Genomic DNA, 18306 nt, shown 5'->3' with positions numbered 1-18306 from the left:
CCTCTTGCCGTCGGTGTGCAAGCCCTTCGGGAGTGATAGCACAGGAACGCAATGCTCTTGCCGGGCGGGATCGGTGGTTGCCGAGGGTGAGCCGGGTGGAAACGACAGGCTCAGTGTCCCGAGAGGGGTTGCGCGGGGGCCGGTGCGCTGTCGCTCCACAGGCGCGGACCGCCGTGGTCGCGCAGGCGGCGCAGAAGGGACAGGACGCCCGCGCTGCCGGTGGCCCACCCCGGTCCCGAAGCGGCCAGGGTGTTGTCGGGGAACAGCGGCCTACGCAGGGTGCCACCGCTGCGGGCCAGGATCAGACCCACCACGTCCTCGGCGGCGCGGTGCAACTTGCCGTCGCCGGTGACGGCCTCGGCGTCGATGAGCAGTTCGCCGACGCCGGCCAGCCCGCAGCATTGCGACACGGGGCTCATCCGGGGCGCGAGGTCGCGGCACGCCCAGGCGCACCGCACCCCCAGGTCCGTCAGGCGCGGGTCCCCCTCGTGCCCGCCCGCCTCGATCAGCAGGGTTCCGATCCCGGCGAGTCCGCGGCACCACGACCCGTAGCGCCGGTGGGCTTCGGGGCGGGCCGCCAGCGCCAGCAGGTGCGGTGTGTGCACGGCGAGTTCGGCCAGGCCCGAGCGGGCGGCCGCGCCGGCTGCCGGGTCGCCGGTGAGGCGGTGGTAGGCGTGCAGGAAGTGGATGACACCCGCCCGGCCGTGGGCGAAGCCGAACGGGAACGCCGCCTCGGACGCAGCCGCCGAACGCTGCGGCTCCGCACGCTCCCGCCCGTCCTCCGCGGCCAGCAGGGTGCGGACACACTCCCCCGCTGCGGCCAGCCGCGCCCGGGCCTTCTCGTCCCGCCCCGCCGCGTACGCGCGCCGGGCCAGCGCCAACAACCCACTGCCGACACCCGCCGCACCGCCGATCTGATCACCGGTGTCGTCGTACGGGCGCAGGCTCGGCGGAGGGACGAACGCCTCGGCTGTGCCCGTCAGTTCTGCGGCGGCGTCCAGGAAGAGGTCGACGCCGGTGCGGCCGGTGTACAGCGCGGCGGTCAGCGTCGGCAGGGCGGTGTGGCGGGCGGTGCGATGGGCGAGGCCGGCCACGGCCTGCGGTACGCCTGGGTGTTCCAGGTGGTGCAGCAGCTCCAAGCCCACACCGGCCGCGCCGTCGTAGAGGGTCAGCCCGAAGTGCAGTTGCCCGTGTCGGGGCTGCGGTCCGGCGGGGAGTTCTCCGGCGGCGGTCGCGCAGGTCGCGACGGTGTGCGCGATCAGGTCGTCCAGCAGGCCGCGGGTGATCCTCCGCGGTGACGGGAGCCGGCGCCCGGTGGCCGGTGGTGTCGGCTGCCCGCGCCACCGCCGTGCGCAGGCGGCACGCCGTAGCGGGTCGGGGTCCAAGAGCCCGGCGACGAGTTCGCGTACCGACCGGTGCGCGGCGCCGGGGAGCACGGCGGCCAGGCAGGCGAGGGTGCGCTCCCGGTTGACGGCCTCATCGCGGTCGACGACCACCGGGTCCATGCCGGTCAGCGCGAAGTGCAGGGTCGCGCCGAGCGCGTACAGGTCGTCGGCCGGGGCGGGCGGCTCGCCCGCGCGGTACACCGGCATCGAGTAGCCCGGCGTCGCGCCGGTGGGCCGGTCACCGTGCAGTGCGCTGACACCGAAGTCCACGAGGTGCGCGGTGTTGTCCTCGCCGAGCACCACGTTGGACGGTTTGAGGTCGCCCACCACGATGCCGCGGGTGTGTACGGCGTCGAGCACGGCCAGCAAACGGCGTGCCAGCGTGGCGATTTCGCGGTGGTTCGCTGTCGCGCCGACTGTCCCGGTGGCTGCGGGCGCGGGTTCGGCGGCGGGCGCGTACGGTCCGTGGCCGAGTACATCGCGGCGCAGGTCACGGGGCCCGCAGTCGGTGGTGATCAGGTACTCGTCGTCGCCGTGGCGGAGGTGGTCGCGAACCTGCGGGACGCCCTCGACGCCCGCGAGGGCCCGCAGAACGGCGTGCTCGTGCCGCAGGCGGCCGCGGGCATCGACGCCGTCGGGGCCCTCGCCGACGTAGGCCCTGGCCTGTTTGACGATCACGCGCTCGCCGGAGTCGGTGTCCACGGCGCGGTAGACGTCACCGTGGGGGGAACGGGAGATGCCCGTGGTGAGCCGGTATCGCCCGCCGATCAGACGGGCAGACCGGGCCGCGGGCGGCGTGGCGGCCCGGAACGGGTCGGCGGTCCACGGTGGCTGGCGGTAACGAGTGCCCGCGCGCCCACGGAAGCGCGCCCCGTCGGGGCCGGTCATGACGAGCGCGGCATCGTCGGTGCCCGTGGCGCGGAACGGGCCGTAGCGGTAGTAGACGGGAGCGTCGGAGCGGATCTGCCGGTCACTGAGTACCCGGGGGCCAGGCCAACCGGCCAGGAGATTCGCGAGTTCACCGCCCAGCGCCGTCACATCCTGCGGTCGCGGATAGACCGTGACCGCCTTCCCGACGAGCGCGGCATCGAGGGCTCCGCTGTTCATCAGGCCCAACACCGCCGCGTCGCGGGCGAATTTGGCGTCGCAGACATAGCGCAGCAGCACGGGGACGACCAGGTCCGCGACCCGTGAAAGGTCCTCCGGACGGGCGGATACGTGCAGTTTCCAGCCGTGGGCGGGGAGTTCACTTGCCCACGGGTGGGGAGCGAACAGGCAGAGCCACTGTTCGTCGGCGACGAGACGCCGCTCGCCGTCGGCGAGGAGGTTCCTGAGTCGCCCGTCGAGGCTGTGTTCCGGGCCCGGCCCGCCGGGCCGGGGCGCCGAAGCCCCCGCGGCCCGTGGGACGTCGGCGACGGCCGCACCGGACCCGTCCTCGCCGGCCGGGGCCGGTGCGGCCGTCACTCGCGCTCCCCGCCTAGTCGCAGGCGAAGCGGGTCGTCGCCGTCACCCAGGGGTCTGCCAGACACGCCTGGAGACCACGGCTGGGGTCGGCCTGTTCCTCGAACGGGATCTCTTCTTCCTCCACGGCCACGTCGAGTGGGCCGGCGTCGCGGATCTGCAGTGCCACAGGGCTCATGACGGTCCTTTCTGTGTGCAGAATGAGAAGGTTCGGTGCAGAGATTGTCAAGCGCATGCCAGTTTCATCGAAGTCGAACGAACCGGCAAGAGGGTGGACGAGAGAGGTATCCGAACCCAACGGTGTTGGATGCAGGGCCACTTGGCGCACGTGCGCGGTCGGACCTGTCAGGGCGTCGGGGCCCATCGACCCCGCCTCGGTCTACCCGGCCTTGTCCGCGCGGAAGGCGCGCCGGTACACGGAAGGCGTGGTGCGCACGGCCTCATGGAAGCGTCGGCGCAGGTTGACGGCCGAGGAGAGGCCCACCTTGCGCGCGATGGTTTCCACCGGCAGGTCGGTCTCCTCAAGGAGCGCCCGGGTGGCGGCGATCCGCCGGTCAAGGAGCCAGCGCCCGGGGCTGATGCCCAGTTGCTCGGTGAAGCGCCGGGTCAGCGTGCGGGGCGAGACCTGGGAGCGGACCGCCATGTCGGCGACGCTGACCGGCTGGTCAAGGCGCCCGGACAGCCACTCGAGGAGCGGGGCCAGCGAGTCGGTGACCGGTCCGGAGGTGGGCAGTTCGGCGTACTGCAGCTGGCAGCCCTCGCGGTGCGGCGGCATCACCATCTGCCGGGCGATCCGCATCGCGTACGCGGCGCCCTGGTCGGCGCTCACCAGGTGGAGGCAGAGGTCCACGCCGGCCGCCGATCCGGCGCTGGTGGCGACGTCGCCGTGGTCCACGTACAGCACCGCGGGGTCGACCCGGACCTGCGGGAACCGGGCGGCCAGCTCAGCGGCCCTGGCCCAGTGGGTGGCGGCCCGCCGGCCGTCAAGGAGGCCGGCGGCGGCGAGCACGAAGGCGCCCGAGCAGAGGGCGACGACCCGCGCGCCGCGCCGGTGCGCCTGTCGGACCGCCGCGACCACCGCGGGCGGCACCTCGGTGCCGGGCGGCTGCTGCCAGCCGGGGACCAGCACGGTGTCCGCGCTCTCCAACGCGTCCAGGCCTGCCGTGACCAGCATGTCGTAGCCGTCCTGGGTGCGCACCGGGCCGGGGCTCTCGGTGCAGACCTCGAAGGCGTAGTGGGCCGGGACCGCCGGGCCGTGGTCGCCGAACACCTCGCTCGCGCAGGCCAGCGTGAAGGTCGACTGCGGGGGCTGCAGCAGGGCCACGACCCGGTGCAGCGCCGGGGACTTCGGCCGCGAACGGAGCGTCATGGCGCGAAAGTACCCCATCATGTCGGTCAGGACACTGGGGATGACCGATTGGTCCAGTCCAATATCTGTACGGTGACCACCACGCAGACGCAGACCGCCCGGCGCGCCCGGACCGACCCGCCAACTGCCCGGCCCCCGTTGTGGGACCGGCGCTTCACTCTCTACTTCACCGCCCGCGCCGTCTCGTTGGTCGGTGACGCGATGATGCCGGTGGCCACCGCGCTCGCGGTCGGCGCGGTGTACGGGATTTCCGGGGTCGGCCTCGTCCTCGGCATCTGGACCGGCACGTTCGTCCTCCTGGTCCTGTTCGGCGGGGTGTTCGCCGACCGGTTCGGCGCGCGCCGGATGATGGTCGGCGCGGATCTGGCCCGGGTGCTCACGCAGGGTGTGCTGGCTGTCGCGTTCTTCGTCGGGACGCCTCCGTTCTGGCTGCTGGTGTCCATGGCGGCACTGGCCGGTGCGGCCGTCGCGATGTTCCTGCCGGGGGTGAACGGGATGGTCCCGCTGGTCACCCGCGAGCCACAACGGGCCAACGCCACGCTCAAGGTGGCCGACGCGCTCGCCCAACTGCTCGGCCCGGCACTGGCGGGGCTGCTCATCACGCTGACGGGCGCCGGGACCGTGTACGCGATCGACGCCGGCACCTTCCTGCTCAGCGCCCTGTGCCTGGCGCTCATCCCGCTCGCCCGGGGCGGCGCGCCCCGGGAGACCACGGCCGCCACCGACTCCGCCGCCCACACCGGCAGTTCGCTCCGCCGCGACCTGCGCCAGGGATGGGTGGAGTTCCGCGCACGCACCTGGATGTGGGCGGTGATCCTGATCTGGGTGGGGTACGGCGTGCTGCTCTTCGGCCCGCTGGTACCGCTCGGCTCGGCACTGATCGGCGCCCGGCTCGGCCCCAACGCCTACGGCCTGGTGGTATCCTTCCTCGGCGTCGGAACGGTGCTCGGCGGCCTGCTGGCGCTGCGGCTGCGCCCTGCCCGGCCGCTGGCCGCCGGCGCGGTGGCGATGACGCTGTACACCGTGCTGCCGCTCTGCGTGGCGCTGGGCGCCGACCTGCCGGTACTGCTGGCGGGCCACGTCCTCGGCGGCGGCGCCTGGGCGTTCTGGTCGGTGATGTGGGCGACCAGCGTGCAGACCCACACCCCGCCCGCGGTGCTCAACCGGGTCACCGCGTACGAGCAGGCCGGCTCGGTGTCCGGGATGGCGCTCGGCCAGATCCTGGCGGGTCCGGCCACCGGGCTGGTCGCCCCGGAGCAACTGCTGCTGGTGTCGGCGGGCGCCTGCCTGGCGGGCTGTGTGGCCCTGTTCTCGATCCCGGCGATCCGCACCCTGCGCCGCGCCGCTCCCACGGGCAGCAGCGAGCCGGGGGCACCGAGCGGTTCGGACGGAGAATGACCGGCCACGGTACGGGCCCTCCTCGTGTCGCCCCGGCGGCCTGCCCGGGCGGGGTGCGCTCGCCGCCCGGGCAGAACGGCCCTGTGCCGGTGCCCCGCCCATTTCGTACGCTGGCCGTATGCGCATGCGCCCCACGCTCAGCTGGACCCCCGACGCGAGCCTGCCGCCCGGCACCACGGATCCGGGACCGGTCGCCGACGCGCTGAGGACCGGCGGTGTGCTGGTGCTCAGCGGGGCCGGCCTCTCCACGGAGTCGGGCATCCCCGACTACCGGGGCGAGGGCGGAAGCCTCAGCCGGCACACGCCGATGACCTACCAGGACTTCACCGCCAGCACGCACTCCCGGCGGCGGTACTGGGCGCGCAGTCACCTCGGCTGGCGCACCTTCGGCCGCGCCCGGCCCAACGCCGGACACCGGGCCGTGGCCGCGTTCGCGCGGCACGGCCTGCTCAGCGGTGTGATCACCCAGAACGTCGACGGTCTGCACCAGGCCGCAGGCAGCGACGGCGTGGTGGAACTCCACGGAAGCCTGGACCGGGTCGTCTGTCTCTCCTGCGGCGACTTCAGCCCGCGCCGTGAACTCGCCCGGCGGCTGGAGGAGGCCAACGCGGGGTTCGCACCGGTGGCCGCCGCGATCAACCCCGATGGCGACGCCGACCTCACCGATGACCAGGTCGGGGACTTCCACGTGGTGCCCTGCACCGTCTGCGGCGGCGTCCTCAAACCGGACGTGGTGTTCTTCGGCGAAGCCGTTCCGCCCCAGCGGGTCGCGCACTGCCGCGCGCTGGTGGGCGAGGCGACCTCCCTGCTGGTCCTGGGCTCTTCGCTCACGGTGATGTCCGGGCTGCGTTTCGTACGCCAGGCCGCCCGGGCCGGGACTCCGGTGGTGATCGTCAACCGGGACCCGACCCGGGGCGACCAGCACGCCGTCACCCGGGTCGCGCTCCCCCTGGGAACGGCCCTCACCACCGTCGCCGGGCACCTGGGCATCCCCGTGGACGACCCGGCGACGGTCTGACCGAGGGCGAGCGCCCAAGACCTGCGCTGGGTCGGCGAGCGCGGTCAGAACCAGTGCAGGCAGTGCGGGGCACGCTCGGCGCGGAAGAGGGCGTCAGCGAGGGTGGCCGCGCCCGGCCGGTGGGCGCGGATGTGTCCGGCCCGCACGAGCGTGCTCGGGGCGGTGCCGCCGAGGTAGATCGAGCCCAGGTCGCTCACGTCCAGGGACAGGTCGGGCTCCCGGTCCGTCGGGACGCAGTCGGCCTTGCTGTCCCGGACGGTCAGCAGGTAACGGCCGTGCTCGCCGAGGAACGGGTCGTCCACGTCGAGGACGAGCTCGCCGTCCGTGAACCAGCCGCGCGCGGTCAGCGCACGCGGGACGTCAAGGAGACGCACCCAGAGCCAGTCGGTGTCGTTGCCCACCTGACCGGCACGGAAGTCCGCGAGCTGCCAGCGCAGCGGGTGCTCGGGCGGAACGTGCTTGAACACGACCTCACTGACCAGGTCGTGTCCGAGTACGAACCGGGCCAGGGCCGTGAAGACGTCGTCGTCCACCGCGATGGTCTCGTCGACCGTCAAGGTGCCGGGCTCGCCGATCGCATAGCTGGCGTACCCGTCCGGGACGCCGTCGGCGTCACGGTGTACGGCGACGTAGCGCGGCGCCGGAGAGATCGGGGGCTGCCCCGCGCCCAGGGCCCACCAGCGGCGCGGCCGCGACAGCGCGCCGGGTTGTGCGCGGCGGTACCGGTCGTACACCTCTTCCAGGACCTCGCCGCAGTCGGCACGCCGCAGCACCTCGACCGAGCCGGTGTCCGAGCCGGCCTCGCCACGCGCCCGGGGCAGCGCGAAGGCGGCCTGGTGGCGCGGCACCGTCAGCCGCTGCGTATACGTCGCCGGTCCGTACCCGAACCTGCGATAGATCAGCGCCTCGGAGGCCAGCAGTACGGAAAGGAACTCCCCTCGGGCCCGCAGCTCGGTCAGCTGATGCCGCATCATCGCGCTGAGCACGCCCTGGCGTCGGTGCGAGGGCACGACGCCGACGGCGGTCACCCCGGCGGCCGGGACGAGGATCTCACCGGGCAGGGTGAGCTCGAAGGAGTACGCACCGGCCGTGCCGACGGGACGCCCGTCCGCCGTCATGGCGAACAGGCCGCGGTCCATTTCGAGCGCCGACCACCACACCCCGCCGCCATCGGTCGGGGTTTCCGGGAAGCGCCCGAACGCGGCATGGAGGGTGTCGACGAAGACATCCAGGTCCTGGTCGGTCGTGGAACGGATCTCCATTGCTGCCGCTGCCTCCCCGCGCTACCGGCACCACCCCTCGTGGCGCCCCGCCACAGTGCAGCGTTGACCTGTGGCCGGGTCAAGCGAATTACCGGGGGGGGCCGGGGACGTGTCAGCAGGACGGACCTTGCCGAGTGCGGGCCCTAGCGGTCGGCGGTGGCGTCCGGGCCGGTGCCCAGCGGGCGGCGGCCACTGCGGAAAGGACTGGGCGTCGGCGGCGGAAGGGGGCTGCCGGGGGCGGGCGCACGCTCGGCGGCGGTGCCGCGCTCGTCGGTGCGGGACTGCTCGTCGGCGACGGTGCGGGGGCCGGTGCCCAGCGGGCGGCGCGTGGTGCTCACGGGGCCGATTCTTCCAGGGGCGCGGGGCTCAGCACGCCCCGGGCCCGGAGATCGTCGACGTCGGGGAGGTGAGCCTGGTCGAGGGGGCCGGTGTCCAGGTCGGCCTGTGTGGCGTGCACGCGGGGACGGGGCTCGGCGGCCGGTATCGGCGGCTGCGAGGTCCGGGGGCCGGTGCCGAGGGGGCGACGGGTGGGAGTCACGCCGGGAGTATCCCACTCGGACTCTCGCCCGCCCAGCGGCCCGGGCAACGCCGACAGCCCGCGGCCGGAGCGGCCACGGGCTGATGGTCCGTGCGTGCGGGCCCGCACGGGACGGGAGGTCAGTGAACGGTCACGTGGAACACCGGCGAGGCGGTGCTCCCGCTCACGATGCGCAGCTCGTTCTTGCCCTTCAGGCCCAGCTTGACGCCCAGCGAGTACGTGCCCTTGGAGCCGAGCGGCGTCACGGCGGGCAGGCTGACCCACTTGGCGCCCTGCTTCTGCTGGAGGACCAGCTTGCTGCCCGCCTTCAGACCGGTCGCGGTGCCGGTGACACGGAACAGCTGCCATGCCTTCACCGAGGTCACCGACGGCTTGGCGGTGATGCCGGCCTTGGCGGCGGTCGCCTGCGCGACGGAGGCGCCGGTCGCCGGGGTGGCGGCCGAGGCAACGGTTCCCGCGAGAACGACGGACGCCGCGCTGACGACGCCCACGGCAGCGATACGCAGGGAGTGCCGCTTGGTGATGGCCATGAATATCCCTCTCGGTCGAAAAGCACCAGATCTCACGCTGTCTCACGCTTCAGTGAGTTGGTGCCCTTTGCTCGCTTCTTGCCTGAAGAGATGCCCCTCGCCCCAAAGGCGTTGCCCCGCCTTTGTCACCGTCCTGCAACAGGCGCCACCGGCCTTCCTTCGGCCGCGCTGGTTGCCCAGCCGCTGCCGCCACCGCGCCTCAGGGGGTGTACACGGCGTCGCTTCCGTACAGCTGCCGGGTGAAGCTGGAGACATAGGTGTGCCGGTCGGAGCCGTCCAGGTTGTAGGTGAGGTAGACGCCGTAGCCCTCGCTGACGGTCCGCTTGGCCAGGCTCGCCGCGGTGCTTGAGGACGTCGATCCGAAGTCGATGGCCGCCGGTGACAGGTTCGCCTTCGGCAGGGCGATTCCGGGCACACCCCAGGTGCCGTAGTACGGGTTCCAGGCGTAGGTGAACTTCGACGAGATGTTCACGCCGCCGTAGGACAGCCTCGTCGCCGACGGGCCGATGTTGTACAGCGAGATCAACTTGTTCGGCATGTAGTCGCGCAGCGCGGAGACCAGATGGACGAACGAGCCGGCATTGGGCTGGCCGGTGCCGTTCCTGCCGTATTCGGCGTACTCGTCGTCGAAGTCGATGCCGTCGAGGCCGTACGTGCTCACGGCGTCGGACAGCTGCTTGGCGAATGCCGAAGCGGCTGTCCTGGACGGGAAGTTGGCGAACCCGGCGCCCTGGTGGTTGCCGAGCACCGACAGCATGACCTTGATGCCCTTCGCCTGCAGCGGGCGGATCTGCGTCGCCGCGTTGTCGAGGACGCGCTGCACATTGGGGTTGAAGTACAGGTACGCCGACTTCTTCGCGGTGTCGTAGTTGATGTTGGCGGCGAACACCACCGCGATGTCGAAGACGTTGCCGCCGCCGTTGGCCAGGCGGTACTTGCCGACGTTGAGCATGCTGTTGCTGTTCACCTCGATGTAGGCCACCGAGGTCGGCCCCTGCTTCTTCACCGTGGGTACCCCCGCCGCAGGGGTGGTCGCCGTCGCGCCGACCGCGAGTGCCGCGGCGGCCAGGAGTGCGAGTGCCGTCATCCGTGCTGTGCTACGGCGTGATGTGCGCATTGCCGATCAGCCTCCCGTCGCATGGCTCGTGCCGTTGCTCCACCAGCGGCAGGCGCGCTCCACACCTGCCCTGCGGAAGCGGACGGATCATGCCGTACGGTCCGCCCGCTCCGGCCGGACCGGAGCCTGCCATACCGCGTGTCGGCCTGCATAGGGTGCCTCGGGCACGCGACGCCGCACCTCCACGCCCACCCCACGGACTCCCTGTGCGCTGTGATCCACGGTCGCCGCGCGTCACACGTACATCGCTTGTGACAGCGGTGTACGGAACCCGTCACAGGGCTCAGATTCCCAGGTTCCCTTGCTTCCCCCAGAGCCCCATCGGTGGGATGTTTACCGGCCAACGCGGCCGACAACAGGCCGCAGGGAGGGAACGGGGTGGACACCTTGGCACGCCAACAGCACCGCACCGGCGGCGGAAGACCCGCCGGCAAGGATCGGAAAATCGGCAGGACCGGCGCAACCGGCACCACGCGCCGACGGGCGGCGTTGACCGCCACGGCCATCGTCATGGCCGCACCACTGACCCTCGGCGCCGCAGGAGGCGCGGGGGCGGCGGGGAGCCACCCGATCGTCTTCGCCCGCTACACCGCGGCAGCGCCCACCGAAGACCTCTACGCCGTCTCCCCCAGCGGCGGCACGCCCGTCAAACTCACCCACACCTCCACCGTCAGCGACGTGATGCCCAGTTGGTCGCCGGACGGCAAGCGCGTCGCCTTCGTCCGCTACGGATCCAGTGGCGCCATCGACGGCATCTGGACGATGAAGACCACGGGCGGCGACCTGAAGGCCGTCCCCGGCACCAAGGGCGCCTCCGACCCGGCGTGGTCCCCGGACGGCAAACGGATCGCCTACGCCAAGCCGGTCGGCACCCAGCGCGAGATCTATGTGGCCGACATCGACGGCACTCCCGCCACCCGACTCACCCACACCGCGGCGGACGACCTCCATCCGACGTGGTCCCCGGACGGCAAGTACCTGGCGTTCAACCGCGCGGACGCGGCCGGACACAGCAGGGTGATGCGGATCCGGCTGTCCACCCTGACTCAGACGGCGGTCACCGGGCCCGGCTCCCACGACTGGACGCCCGACTGGTCGCACGGCGGCAGGATCGCCTTCAGCCGCGTGGACTCCTCCGGATTCGCCCACCTCTACTTCGTCCGCCCCGACGGCACCGGACTCCACCGGATCACTGCGGCCCGGTTCAACGACAAGAACCCTTCCTGGTCCCCGGACGGCAGCCGCCTGGTCTTCACCAGAGGCGGCACCGACGACGCGGACCCCGAGCACCTCTACCTGGTACGGGCCGACGGCACCGCACTGACCCAACTCACCAAGACCGACTCCCACGACCTGGAGGCCGACTGGCGCCCGTAAGGCGCCGGTCAGCGGCCTGTGGCTGCCCGGGTTCGGCGAACGGGGTACCGACCCGGGCAAGTCACACAGGGCCCAAGTGGGGGGACTGCCCGAGGTGTTGGCGGGGGGCGGGCGGCCAGCCGCAGGGGCCCGGCGGGATCACGCCCGCGCACCAGACTCCCGGCCTCCACGAGCCAGACCTCTACTGGACCGGACCAGCCAGCGTTTCGATGGGCAGAAGCGGCCACTTCGGCTCCTTCCGGGTAAGGCTCGCCAGCTCTTCCGGTGGTTCGGCACCGTCCCGAACGGTCATGACGTAGGCCTTTGCTTCCTGCAGGCTCAGTCGCGGGGCCTGCTTGCGCAGGTGGCTCATCGCGGCCACGACCCCGGCGGAGCGCACGAGCGCGCGAACAGCGGCGGCCAGTGGATCAGGTCGCCTGATGCCCTTGGCCTGCAGGAGGTACTGCTCCTCCCAACCCTCGTCCTCCCACCAGACGGCGGGCACGTAGTGGATGCTCCCGTCGTGCCGGTCCACCAGGTAGTGGCCGCCGACGAAGCTGCCGCGCACGTCACGGGCGCGAGCCTGCTCCGCCGAGCGCCAGAAGACGAGCCAGCCGACCGCGCGTTCCTGCACGTGGTAGACGTCCGGCGTGGGGGCAGGCCCCCTCCATGGCCACGTCGGCAGCTCTGTGGCCAGGAAGGACTCGACGAGCTCGACGGCGCGTTCCTTGGAGATCACGATCTCATCATTCACCACAGGTCAACCGGCTTTCGGCATGTCACCGCCGTCCCTACCGAGATCTCAAACGCGGTCGCGGTCATGGTCGTGCCCCGACCATGACCGCTCGGCCCCACTGTGCAACCGATACGCACGCCCGAGTACGCACCCGTGAGCGAGACTCTGCGCGGCGTGCGGTCAGGTCAGCTGTCGCACTGACATGAGCAGATGCTGGTGCTCTTGCTGCGCGGTGTCGTCCGTCCCCCGTACGCCACTGAGCAGTGCCCGCTGACCGGGGCCCAGCAGTTCGAAACGTACCTGCGAGGCGCCGAAGGAGTTGAGAGCTTCCAAGAGATAGGCCGGGTTGAAGGCGACCGCCATGTCCTCGGCGCTGGTCAGGGCGGCGGTGAGCTGTTGGGCCGCGACGTCGTCTTCGTACCCCGCCTGGAGGAGGACTGTCCCTTGGGTGGAGAAGTCGAGGCGGATCGGGCTGTTGGGCTCGGCGACGACCGCGACCCGGCGGACCGCGTCGGCGAGCGGCTCGCGCTCAACGACCGCGACTGCCGGGCTCTCCAGCGTGAACAACTTGTCGTAACGCGGCAGTCGGCCTTCCAGCAGCCGCAACGTCGTGTGCATCCCGGCTCCCTCGAAAGCGATCAGGCCGCTGCCCGGGCCGCCCGAGCCACTGAGCCCGATACGGATCAGGCCGGACTTCGCCAGCGAGCGGGCGATTTCGGTCAGCCTGCGACCGGGCACCACCACCTCCACGGCTTCGGAGTCCGCTGCGTCGGGCTTCCATGTCACCGTACGCACGGCATAGCGATAGCGGTCCGAGGCTGCCAACGTCATCGACTCGCCGTCCAGCCGGAGCCCGATGCCCGTGAGTACCGGAAGCGCATCGTCACGCCCCGCGGCGATCACGACCTGAGCCACCGCCGCCGCGAACTCGCCGGCATCCACCACTCCGCGCGGCTCCGGAAGCCCGGGCAGCTTCGGGTACTCCTCCCGGGGCAGCGTCGAGAGCCCGAACCGCGTACCGCCGCCTTCGACGGTGAACCGCGCGCCGTCCAGCGCGCACGCCACCATGGCATCGGGCAGCACCTTGCAGATGTCGAGCAGGCGGCGCCCCAGGACAAGTACCTGACCGGCTGCCACCGTCTCGGCCGGCACCTCGATGTTCGCGGACACCTCGTAGTCAAAGCCGGAGATACGAAGCAGCCCCTCCTCGGCGGTCAGCAGGAGGCCGCCCAGCACAGGCACGGGCGACCGCGCGGGCAGCGAGCGAGCAGCCCATGCCACAGCCTCCGCAAATGCGCTTCTCTCGATCCGGAATTCCATCCGTACTCTCCCCAGTCGCAGCGTGCCAGTTGATCCGCGCACGCTATACGCCACCACTGACAACGGCTCCTGGCATCGGGGCACGGACGGCAGCTCAGGCAAGCCTTATTGGTTTGCCGTCGGCGCGCCCGGTCGGATAGGAAGCCTGCATGCTTAGTGGCGGCAAGGTCGGGCTCAGGGCCCGGCACGAGGACGACATCCCGATCCTGCGGGCAGAGCTCTACGACGACGTGGTCAACGCCTCGCGGGCCGAATCCGGGCCGTGGCGGCCGGTCACGCCCGGCTCGAAGGACCCGCGGCTCGTGGTGGACGACAAGGAGCAAGGGCACGTCCCGTTCTCCGTGGTGGAGCTGGACGGCGGCACGCTGGTCGGCACCGCGACGCTGTGGGGCATCGACAACCACAACCGGTCCGCGCACATCGGCCTCGGGCTGCTGCCGTCCTCCCGCGGCAAGGGCTACGGCACCGACGTGGTCGCGGTGCTGTGCCACTACGGTTTCGTCGTGCGCGGCCTCCAGCGGCTGCAGATCGAGACGCTGTCGGACAACGCCGCGATGCTGCGCTCGGCCGAGCGCAACGGCTTCGTCCGCGAGGGCGTGCTGCGCTCCTCGGCCTGGGTGATGGGCGAGTTCCTTGACGAGGTGCTGCTCGGGCTCCTCGTCCAGGACTGGAAGCCGGACTCGAAGGTCTAGGGTCCGCCCGGAGAACCATGGCCGGAGCCGTAAGAGGATCGCTGCGACGGTCGTTGTTCCGTGCCCAGGTCACCCGGCGACGGCCGTTCCGCCCGCTCAAGTCACGCTCGAAGGACGTGCGGCCGCGTCGCAGGTGTCTGAACTACTGGCGGGAGGGGACGTTCCGACCACGCGTTGTTCCCCTCCGGCCAGTAGTCCTCACGTCGGGACTCAGCAGCTGGTCAGGAGACCGTCGCCGGGGTGTCCCGCAGGGTCACGTTGGCATGGCTTTCCTGGAAGCTCTGGTCCGATACGAGGGTCAGTCGGGCCGTGGACTGGAACTCCGGCAGTGTGTTGGAGCCGCAGGAGACCATCGTGGTCTTGAGCTTGGCAACCGTCAGGGCGAGCCCTTCGTTGAGGTCGCCGGCGTAGGGGACGTAGCCGTCCACGCCTTCCTCGAAGACCAGCCCCTGGCCTCCCTGGCCGTAGCGCTGCCAGTTGCGGGCCCGGTTCGAGCCCTCACCCCAGTACTCCTTCACGAAGCCGTCACGGGTGGGCAGCTTCGCACCGGCCGCCTGGTCGAAGCGGGCGAAGTAGCGCCCCATCATGACGAAGTCGGCCCCCATCGCCAGCGCCAAGGCCACGTGGTAGTCGTGCACCAGCCCGCCGTCGGAGCAGATCGGCACGTACTCGCCGGTGCGTTCGCGGAAGGCGTCCCGGGCCGCCGCGACGTCCAGTACGGCGCTGGCCTGGCCGCGGCCGATGCCCTTCTGGTCGCGGGTGATGCAGATGGAGCCGCCGCCCACCCCGACCTTGACGAAGTCCGCTCCCGCCTCGGCGAGAAACGTGAACGCCTCGCCGTCGACCACGTTGCCGCCGCCGACCGGGATCTCCGGATAGTGCTTCTTCACCCAGGACAGAGCCTGCGCCTGCCAGTCGCTGTAGCCGTCGGACGAGTCGAAGCACAACGCGTCCGCGCCCGCCTCCAGCAGGGCCGGGACGCGCTCCTGATAGTCGTGGGTGTTGATACCCGCGCCCACGCGCAGACGCTTGGCGGCGTCCACGACCTGGTTCGGGAAGCGCTTGTTGTCCGCGTAGTCGGAACGGAACACCAGATGCTGCAAGTGCCCCTCGCCGTCCAGCACCGGGAGGCAGTCCAGCCGCTCGTCCCACAGCCGCGCGTTGGCTTCGGAAAGCGTGATGTCGGGCCCGGCATGGGGCAGGTCGGCGACGGCGGTCATCCGGCCACTGACCGGTCCGTCCAGATCATGGCGCTGGGGATGGAAGTCCCGGGAGGTCACCAGGCCGAGCAGGCGGCCGGTGGCGGTCCCGTCGTGGGTGACCGCGGCGGTGCTGTGACCGGTGCGGCGCATGACATCCACGAGCAGGCTCAGGGTGTCGTCGGGGCGGACGTTGGTATCGCTGGTGACGAACCCGGCCTTGAAGTTCTTCACCTGACGGACCGCTGCGGCCTGGTCCTGGATCGGCTGATTGTGGTGGACGAAGCTCAAACCACCGTTTCGCGCGAGCGCGATCGCGAGCTCGGGTGTGCTGACGGCCTGCATGATCGCGGACGTGAACGGGGACTGCAGCTCGATCGCCGACGCCTCGCCCGCGATGTGCCGCACCAGGGGCGTGCGCAAGTCAACCGTCGCAGCCGAGCAGTCGGTACGAGTCCGGTTGGGCAAGAGCAGAAACTCGTTGAACGTCCGTGAGACCTCGGCGATGACCTGTGCCACTCGTTCCTCCTGACCCGTCGGCCGGGGCCCGACTGGCCCCGCCGTGAGGACCGCCCCTATCCCAGGGCCCGGGCAGGCAGAGATCCGCACAGCAGCCGTGGAGGTGCCACCAACTGCGGCAGAGCCCTGACCGGCCCGTGGATCGAACGGGGTGCGGTCGTGACCTGGCACCTTATCGATCAACACGGCCAATGCACGAATCGTGGCCATCACCGGCGGCCGCCACCCCCGGGTGGTTGCTTCAACTCCTCGTCCCCGGCCGCGAGATACTGGGCGCGGCCCCACGGCTGGCGTAGGCGACCCAGCGTTGGGCGCGCCGTGTGGCGGTGCGCCCCGGTCACGGGCGACGAGGAGCGATCTGGGGAGATCAGCAGCGAGAGCGGCGAGCGCCGCGTTGCGGGGCGGTACGACTGGCGCCACACTCCCGGCCGGGCACGTGGCCGACGCCGTCTCCCGGGATATCTCCACCGCGCTGCAGAGCGTGGCCTTCGAGCCCAACACCCAACCCATCTGGGAGAACCGGACTGTGGCGACGCGCAGTTGAGCCTTCCGTCTCGGGATATTCGGTCGTGGGAGTGGGCGTGATCCTGGTAGACACGGCCCTCGATGCCGAAGCGCTGCACCGATAGACCGTCTGCCGGCGGAGCGAGCCGTCGAACACTGCGAGAGCGGGCGGCCTTCGGCGGACCCGCTACGTGACCGGGAGGTCCTGACATGACCAGTAAGTTCACCGAGCTGGCGATCGACTGTGCCGATCCCCTCGGTCTCGCCCGGTTCTGGTGCGCGGTCCTCGACTACGAGGTGCAAGAGGAAGACGACGGATTTGTGGCAATTGGCTCCCCTGCGGTGCCTGAAGGCAAGAACCGCCTCGGCCCAGTGCCGCCGTCGTTGACATTCGCGCGCGTGCCCGAGGGCAAGACCGCCAAGAACAGGCTCCACATCGACGTCAACCCCACCGACAGGGAGCAGGACGAAGAGGTCCGTCGCCTGCTCGACCTTGGTGCTCGGCACGCCGACGTCGGCCAAACCGGCGATGAGAGCTGGGTCACCCTCGCAGACCCGGAGGGGAACGAGTTCTGCGTCCTTGCGGGTCGCTGCCCCTGATCGGAGGTCCCACACCGCGCGGCACCGGCTGCCGACACGTGCGGCCACGGTGAACCGGCGGGCCGGGCCTGGTCCGTCACCGTGTGCACGCTCAGCGGCGTGTTTGGGGCGGGCAGCTGCACGCGGCTGACGACATGTGAGAGTCGTGCCTTTGACCCGCCGCACCGGCCGGCCCACCACCGCCCTCCGGCAAGCCCGCGCTCTGACGGGCGACCGTCATATAGCGTAGGGGGATCCCGGGCCAGTGCGGCGGGAAGGTCCAGGTCGAAGACGGTGACGCCCGGCAGGGAGGCGGGGTGTTCGGCGTGCAGGTCCAGCTCGCTGCCCAGCTCCCGCCCTTCGGTCGTGGTCGACGCGTCATCTTTCCACGCCTTCAACACCGTACGTGCACCTTCGGCCCGTTCGACCCGCTCGGCCGGAATCAGCAGTGTCTCGGCCGGACGGGCCAGGCAAGGGACATCAGTCGTCGCCGGCGCAGGAGAGAGCTTCGGTAATCAGACGGGTGGCGAAGTCGGCGTCGTCGGTGATGCGGTTGATGTGCTCCGCGAGCAGAAAGGCGGTGACTTCCAGGGGAGTCATCTCCTCTTCGGTCCAGTCTCCATACTGTTGGCGCCACAGGCTGGGGCTCAGGCCGGTGCCCGCAGCGATGACCAGCCCGGCCATGGTGGGAATGGCCTCGGGACGGACACTCCTGGGCATCATCCGCATCGCGGCCACGAGGTTGGGCACCACGTGCTCGAAAACATCCTTCTGGTGTTCCTCGTGGGCCTTCCGCAACCACGTCATGAACATGTAGATCAGCGTGCAGGCGCCGTCCAGCAGGTCACTGGCTCCCTTCGGGCCCAGTGACGCGATGAACTGGTCGATCAGCGCCTCTTGTTCCGGGTCGGTCTCCGTCTTGTCGTTGTGGACCTGTTTGAGCCGAGAGTCGATGATCATGAGAGCCGCGCTCACATCGCCGGCGGGAGCGTGCTGGGGACCATAGCGCGATAACAACAGATTCCTCCTCCGGTGGCCGCGACGGGCAGCACGGCGTATCCGTACCGTAGAGGACAAAGGAGACGGAGGTCCGGCATTCCCGTGAAGGAGCCCGCGACGGGCTACCTCGCCCACGGCCTCCCCCAACTGGCAACACTGCAACGCGATGTCCACGTAGTCGATGTAGGTGAATTCCACGACCAGACCTTGTGCACGGCGGCCGTGGTCGGTACGCCCACCGGGGCACTCCCGTACACCGGGTCGGCACATCCACCTGAGCCGGGGTCGGATTCAGCGCGAACCCGCGAACTCGTCCTCATCGAC

At 71.0% G+C, this 18306-nt stretch carries 17 protein-coding genes; 5 read left to right on the top strand and 12 right to left on the bottom strand.

Going from position 1 to position 18306, the window contains the following annotated elements:
* Positions 1-110: 110 nt before the first annotated feature.
* The 3 genes from lanL to QIY60_RS30415 all read right to left on the bottom strand — a co-directional run bounded on the left by lanL (position 111) and on the right by QIY60_RS30415 (position 4215).
* Positions 111-2849, bottom strand: a complete 2739-nt coding sequence (gene lanL / locus QIY60_RS30425; RefSeq protein WP_283145382.1) for a class IV lanthionine synthetase LanL — start codon at positions 2847-2849, stop codon at positions 111-113.
* Between the two features lie 13 nt (positions 2850-2862).
* Positions 2863-3024 (bottom strand): SflA family class IV lanthipeptide, encoded by a 162-nt coding sequence (locus QIY60_RS30420; RefSeq protein ID WP_180357040.1) that lies wholly within the window; start codon positions 3022-3024, stop codon positions 2863-2865.
* A 201-nt stretch (positions 3025-3225) separates the two neighbouring features.
* The gene (locus tag QIY60_RS30415) at positions 3226-4215 is read right to left on the bottom strand and encodes a helix-turn-helix domain-containing protein (RefSeq protein ID WP_283145381.1); all 990 of its coding nucleotides are present in this window, start codon (positions 4213-4215) and stop codon (positions 3226-3228) included.
* Positions 4216-4287: 72 nt separating this feature from the next.
* Between QIY60_RS30415 and QIY60_RS30410 the strand changes: the two genes are divergently transcribed.
* Positions 4288-5613: an MFS transporter gene (locus QIY60_RS30410; protein ID WP_283145380.1), complete on the top strand. Its 1326-nt coding sequence runs from the start codon at positions 4288-4290 to the stop codon at positions 5611-5613.
* A gap of 118 nt (positions 5614-5731) precedes the next feature.
* Positions 5732-6631, top strand: a complete 900-nt coding sequence (locus QIY60_RS30405; protein WP_283145379.1) for an NAD-dependent protein deacetylase — start codon at positions 5732-5734, stop codon at positions 6629-6631.
* A gap of 44 nt (positions 6632-6675) precedes the next feature.
* On the opposite strand, the gene QIY60_RS30400 is transcribed toward QIY60_RS30405, so the two are convergent.
* From QIY60_RS30400 to QIY60_RS30380, 5 genes are all read right to left on the bottom strand, one after another.
* Positions 6676-7893, bottom strand: coding sequence for a GNAT family N-acetyltransferase (locus QIY60_RS30400; RefSeq protein WP_283145378.1), 1218 nt, complete (start codon positions 7891-7893; stop codon positions 6676-6678).
* A gap of 143 nt (positions 7894-8036) precedes the next feature.
* On the bottom strand, positions 8037-8231 hold the full coding sequence (locus QIY60_RS30395; RefSeq protein WP_283145377.1) for a hypothetical protein: 195 nt from the start codon (positions 8229-8231) through the stop codon (positions 8037-8039).
* The gene (locus QIY60_RS30390) at positions 8228-8431 is read right to left on the bottom strand and encodes a hypothetical protein (RefSeq protein ID WP_283145376.1); all 204 of its coding nucleotides are present in this window, start codon (positions 8429-8431) and stop codon (positions 8228-8230) included. Before QIY60_RS30390 ends, QIY60_RS30395 begins: the two co-directional genes overlap by 4 nt.
* Before the next feature lie 119 nt (positions 8432-8550).
* A complete protein-coding gene (locus QIY60_RS30385; protein ID WP_283145375.1) occupies positions 8551-8961 on the bottom strand; it encodes a hypothetical protein in 411 nt (136 codons plus the stop codon).
* A 199-nt stretch (positions 8962-9160) separates the two neighbouring features.
* Positions 9161-10078, bottom strand: coding sequence for an endo-beta-N-acetylglucosaminidase H (locus QIY60_RS30380; protein WP_283145374.1), 918 nt, complete (start codon positions 10076-10078; stop codon positions 9161-9163).
* Positions 10079-10588: 510 nt separating this feature from the next.
* Between QIY60_RS30380 and QIY60_RS30375 the strand changes: the two genes are divergently transcribed.
* Positions 10589-11455, top strand: coding sequence for a hypothetical protein (locus tag QIY60_RS30375; protein ID WP_283145373.1), 867 nt, complete (start codon positions 10589-10591; stop codon positions 11453-11455).
* A 181-nt stretch (positions 11456-11636) separates the two neighbouring features.
* Here the strand turns inward: QIY60_RS30375 and QIY60_RS30370 are convergent, their stop codons facing one another.
* Positions 11637-12173, bottom strand: a complete 537-nt coding sequence (locus tag QIY60_RS30370; protein ID WP_283145372.1) for a hypothetical protein — start codon at positions 12171-12173, stop codon at positions 11637-11639.
* Between the two features lie 177 nt (positions 12174-12350).
* Entirely contained in the window at positions 12351-13490 is a 1140-nt protein-coding gene (gene dnaN, locus QIY60_RS30365; RefSeq protein WP_283145371.1) for a DNA polymerase III subunit beta, read from the bottom strand.
* A 149-nt stretch (positions 13491-13639) separates the two neighbouring features.
* Here dnaN and QIY60_RS30360 point away from each other — a divergent pair, with 149 nt between their 5' ends.
* On the top strand, positions 13640-14182 hold the full coding sequence (locus QIY60_RS30360) for a GNAT family protein (protein ID WP_283145370.1): 543 nt from the start codon (positions 13640-13642) through the stop codon (positions 14180-14182).
* A gap of 221 nt (positions 14183-14403) precedes the next feature.
* Here the strand turns inward: QIY60_RS30360 and QIY60_RS30355 are convergent, their stop codons facing one another.
* Entirely contained in the window at positions 14404-15900 is a 1497-nt protein-coding gene (locus tag QIY60_RS30355; protein WP_283145369.1) for an IMP dehydrogenase, read from the bottom strand.
* Between the two features lie 714 nt (positions 15901-16614).
* Between QIY60_RS30355 and QIY60_RS30350 the strand changes: the two genes are divergently transcribed.
* A complete protein-coding gene (locus QIY60_RS30350; RefSeq protein WP_283145368.1) occupies positions 16615-17004 on the top strand; it encodes a VOC family protein in 390 nt (129 codons plus the stop codon).
* A gap of 459 nt (positions 17005-17463) precedes the next feature.
* On the opposite strand, the gene QIY60_RS30345 is transcribed toward QIY60_RS30350, so the two are convergent.
* Complete coding sequence (locus QIY60_RS30345; RefSeq protein ID WP_283146122.1) at positions 17464-18000, bottom strand: hypothetical protein; 537 nt, start codon at positions 17998-18000, stop codon at positions 17464-17466.
* Positions 18001-18306 lie beyond the last annotated feature (306 nt).

The organism is Streptomyces sp. BPTC-684 (assembly GCF_030028635.1).
GTDB lineage: Bacteria > Actinomycetota > Actinomycetes > Streptomycetales > Streptomycetaceae > Streptomyces > Streptomyces noboritoensis.
Note: the sequence above shows the minus strand (reverse complement) of the source record. Positions and strands in the feature narration are given on the sequence as shown.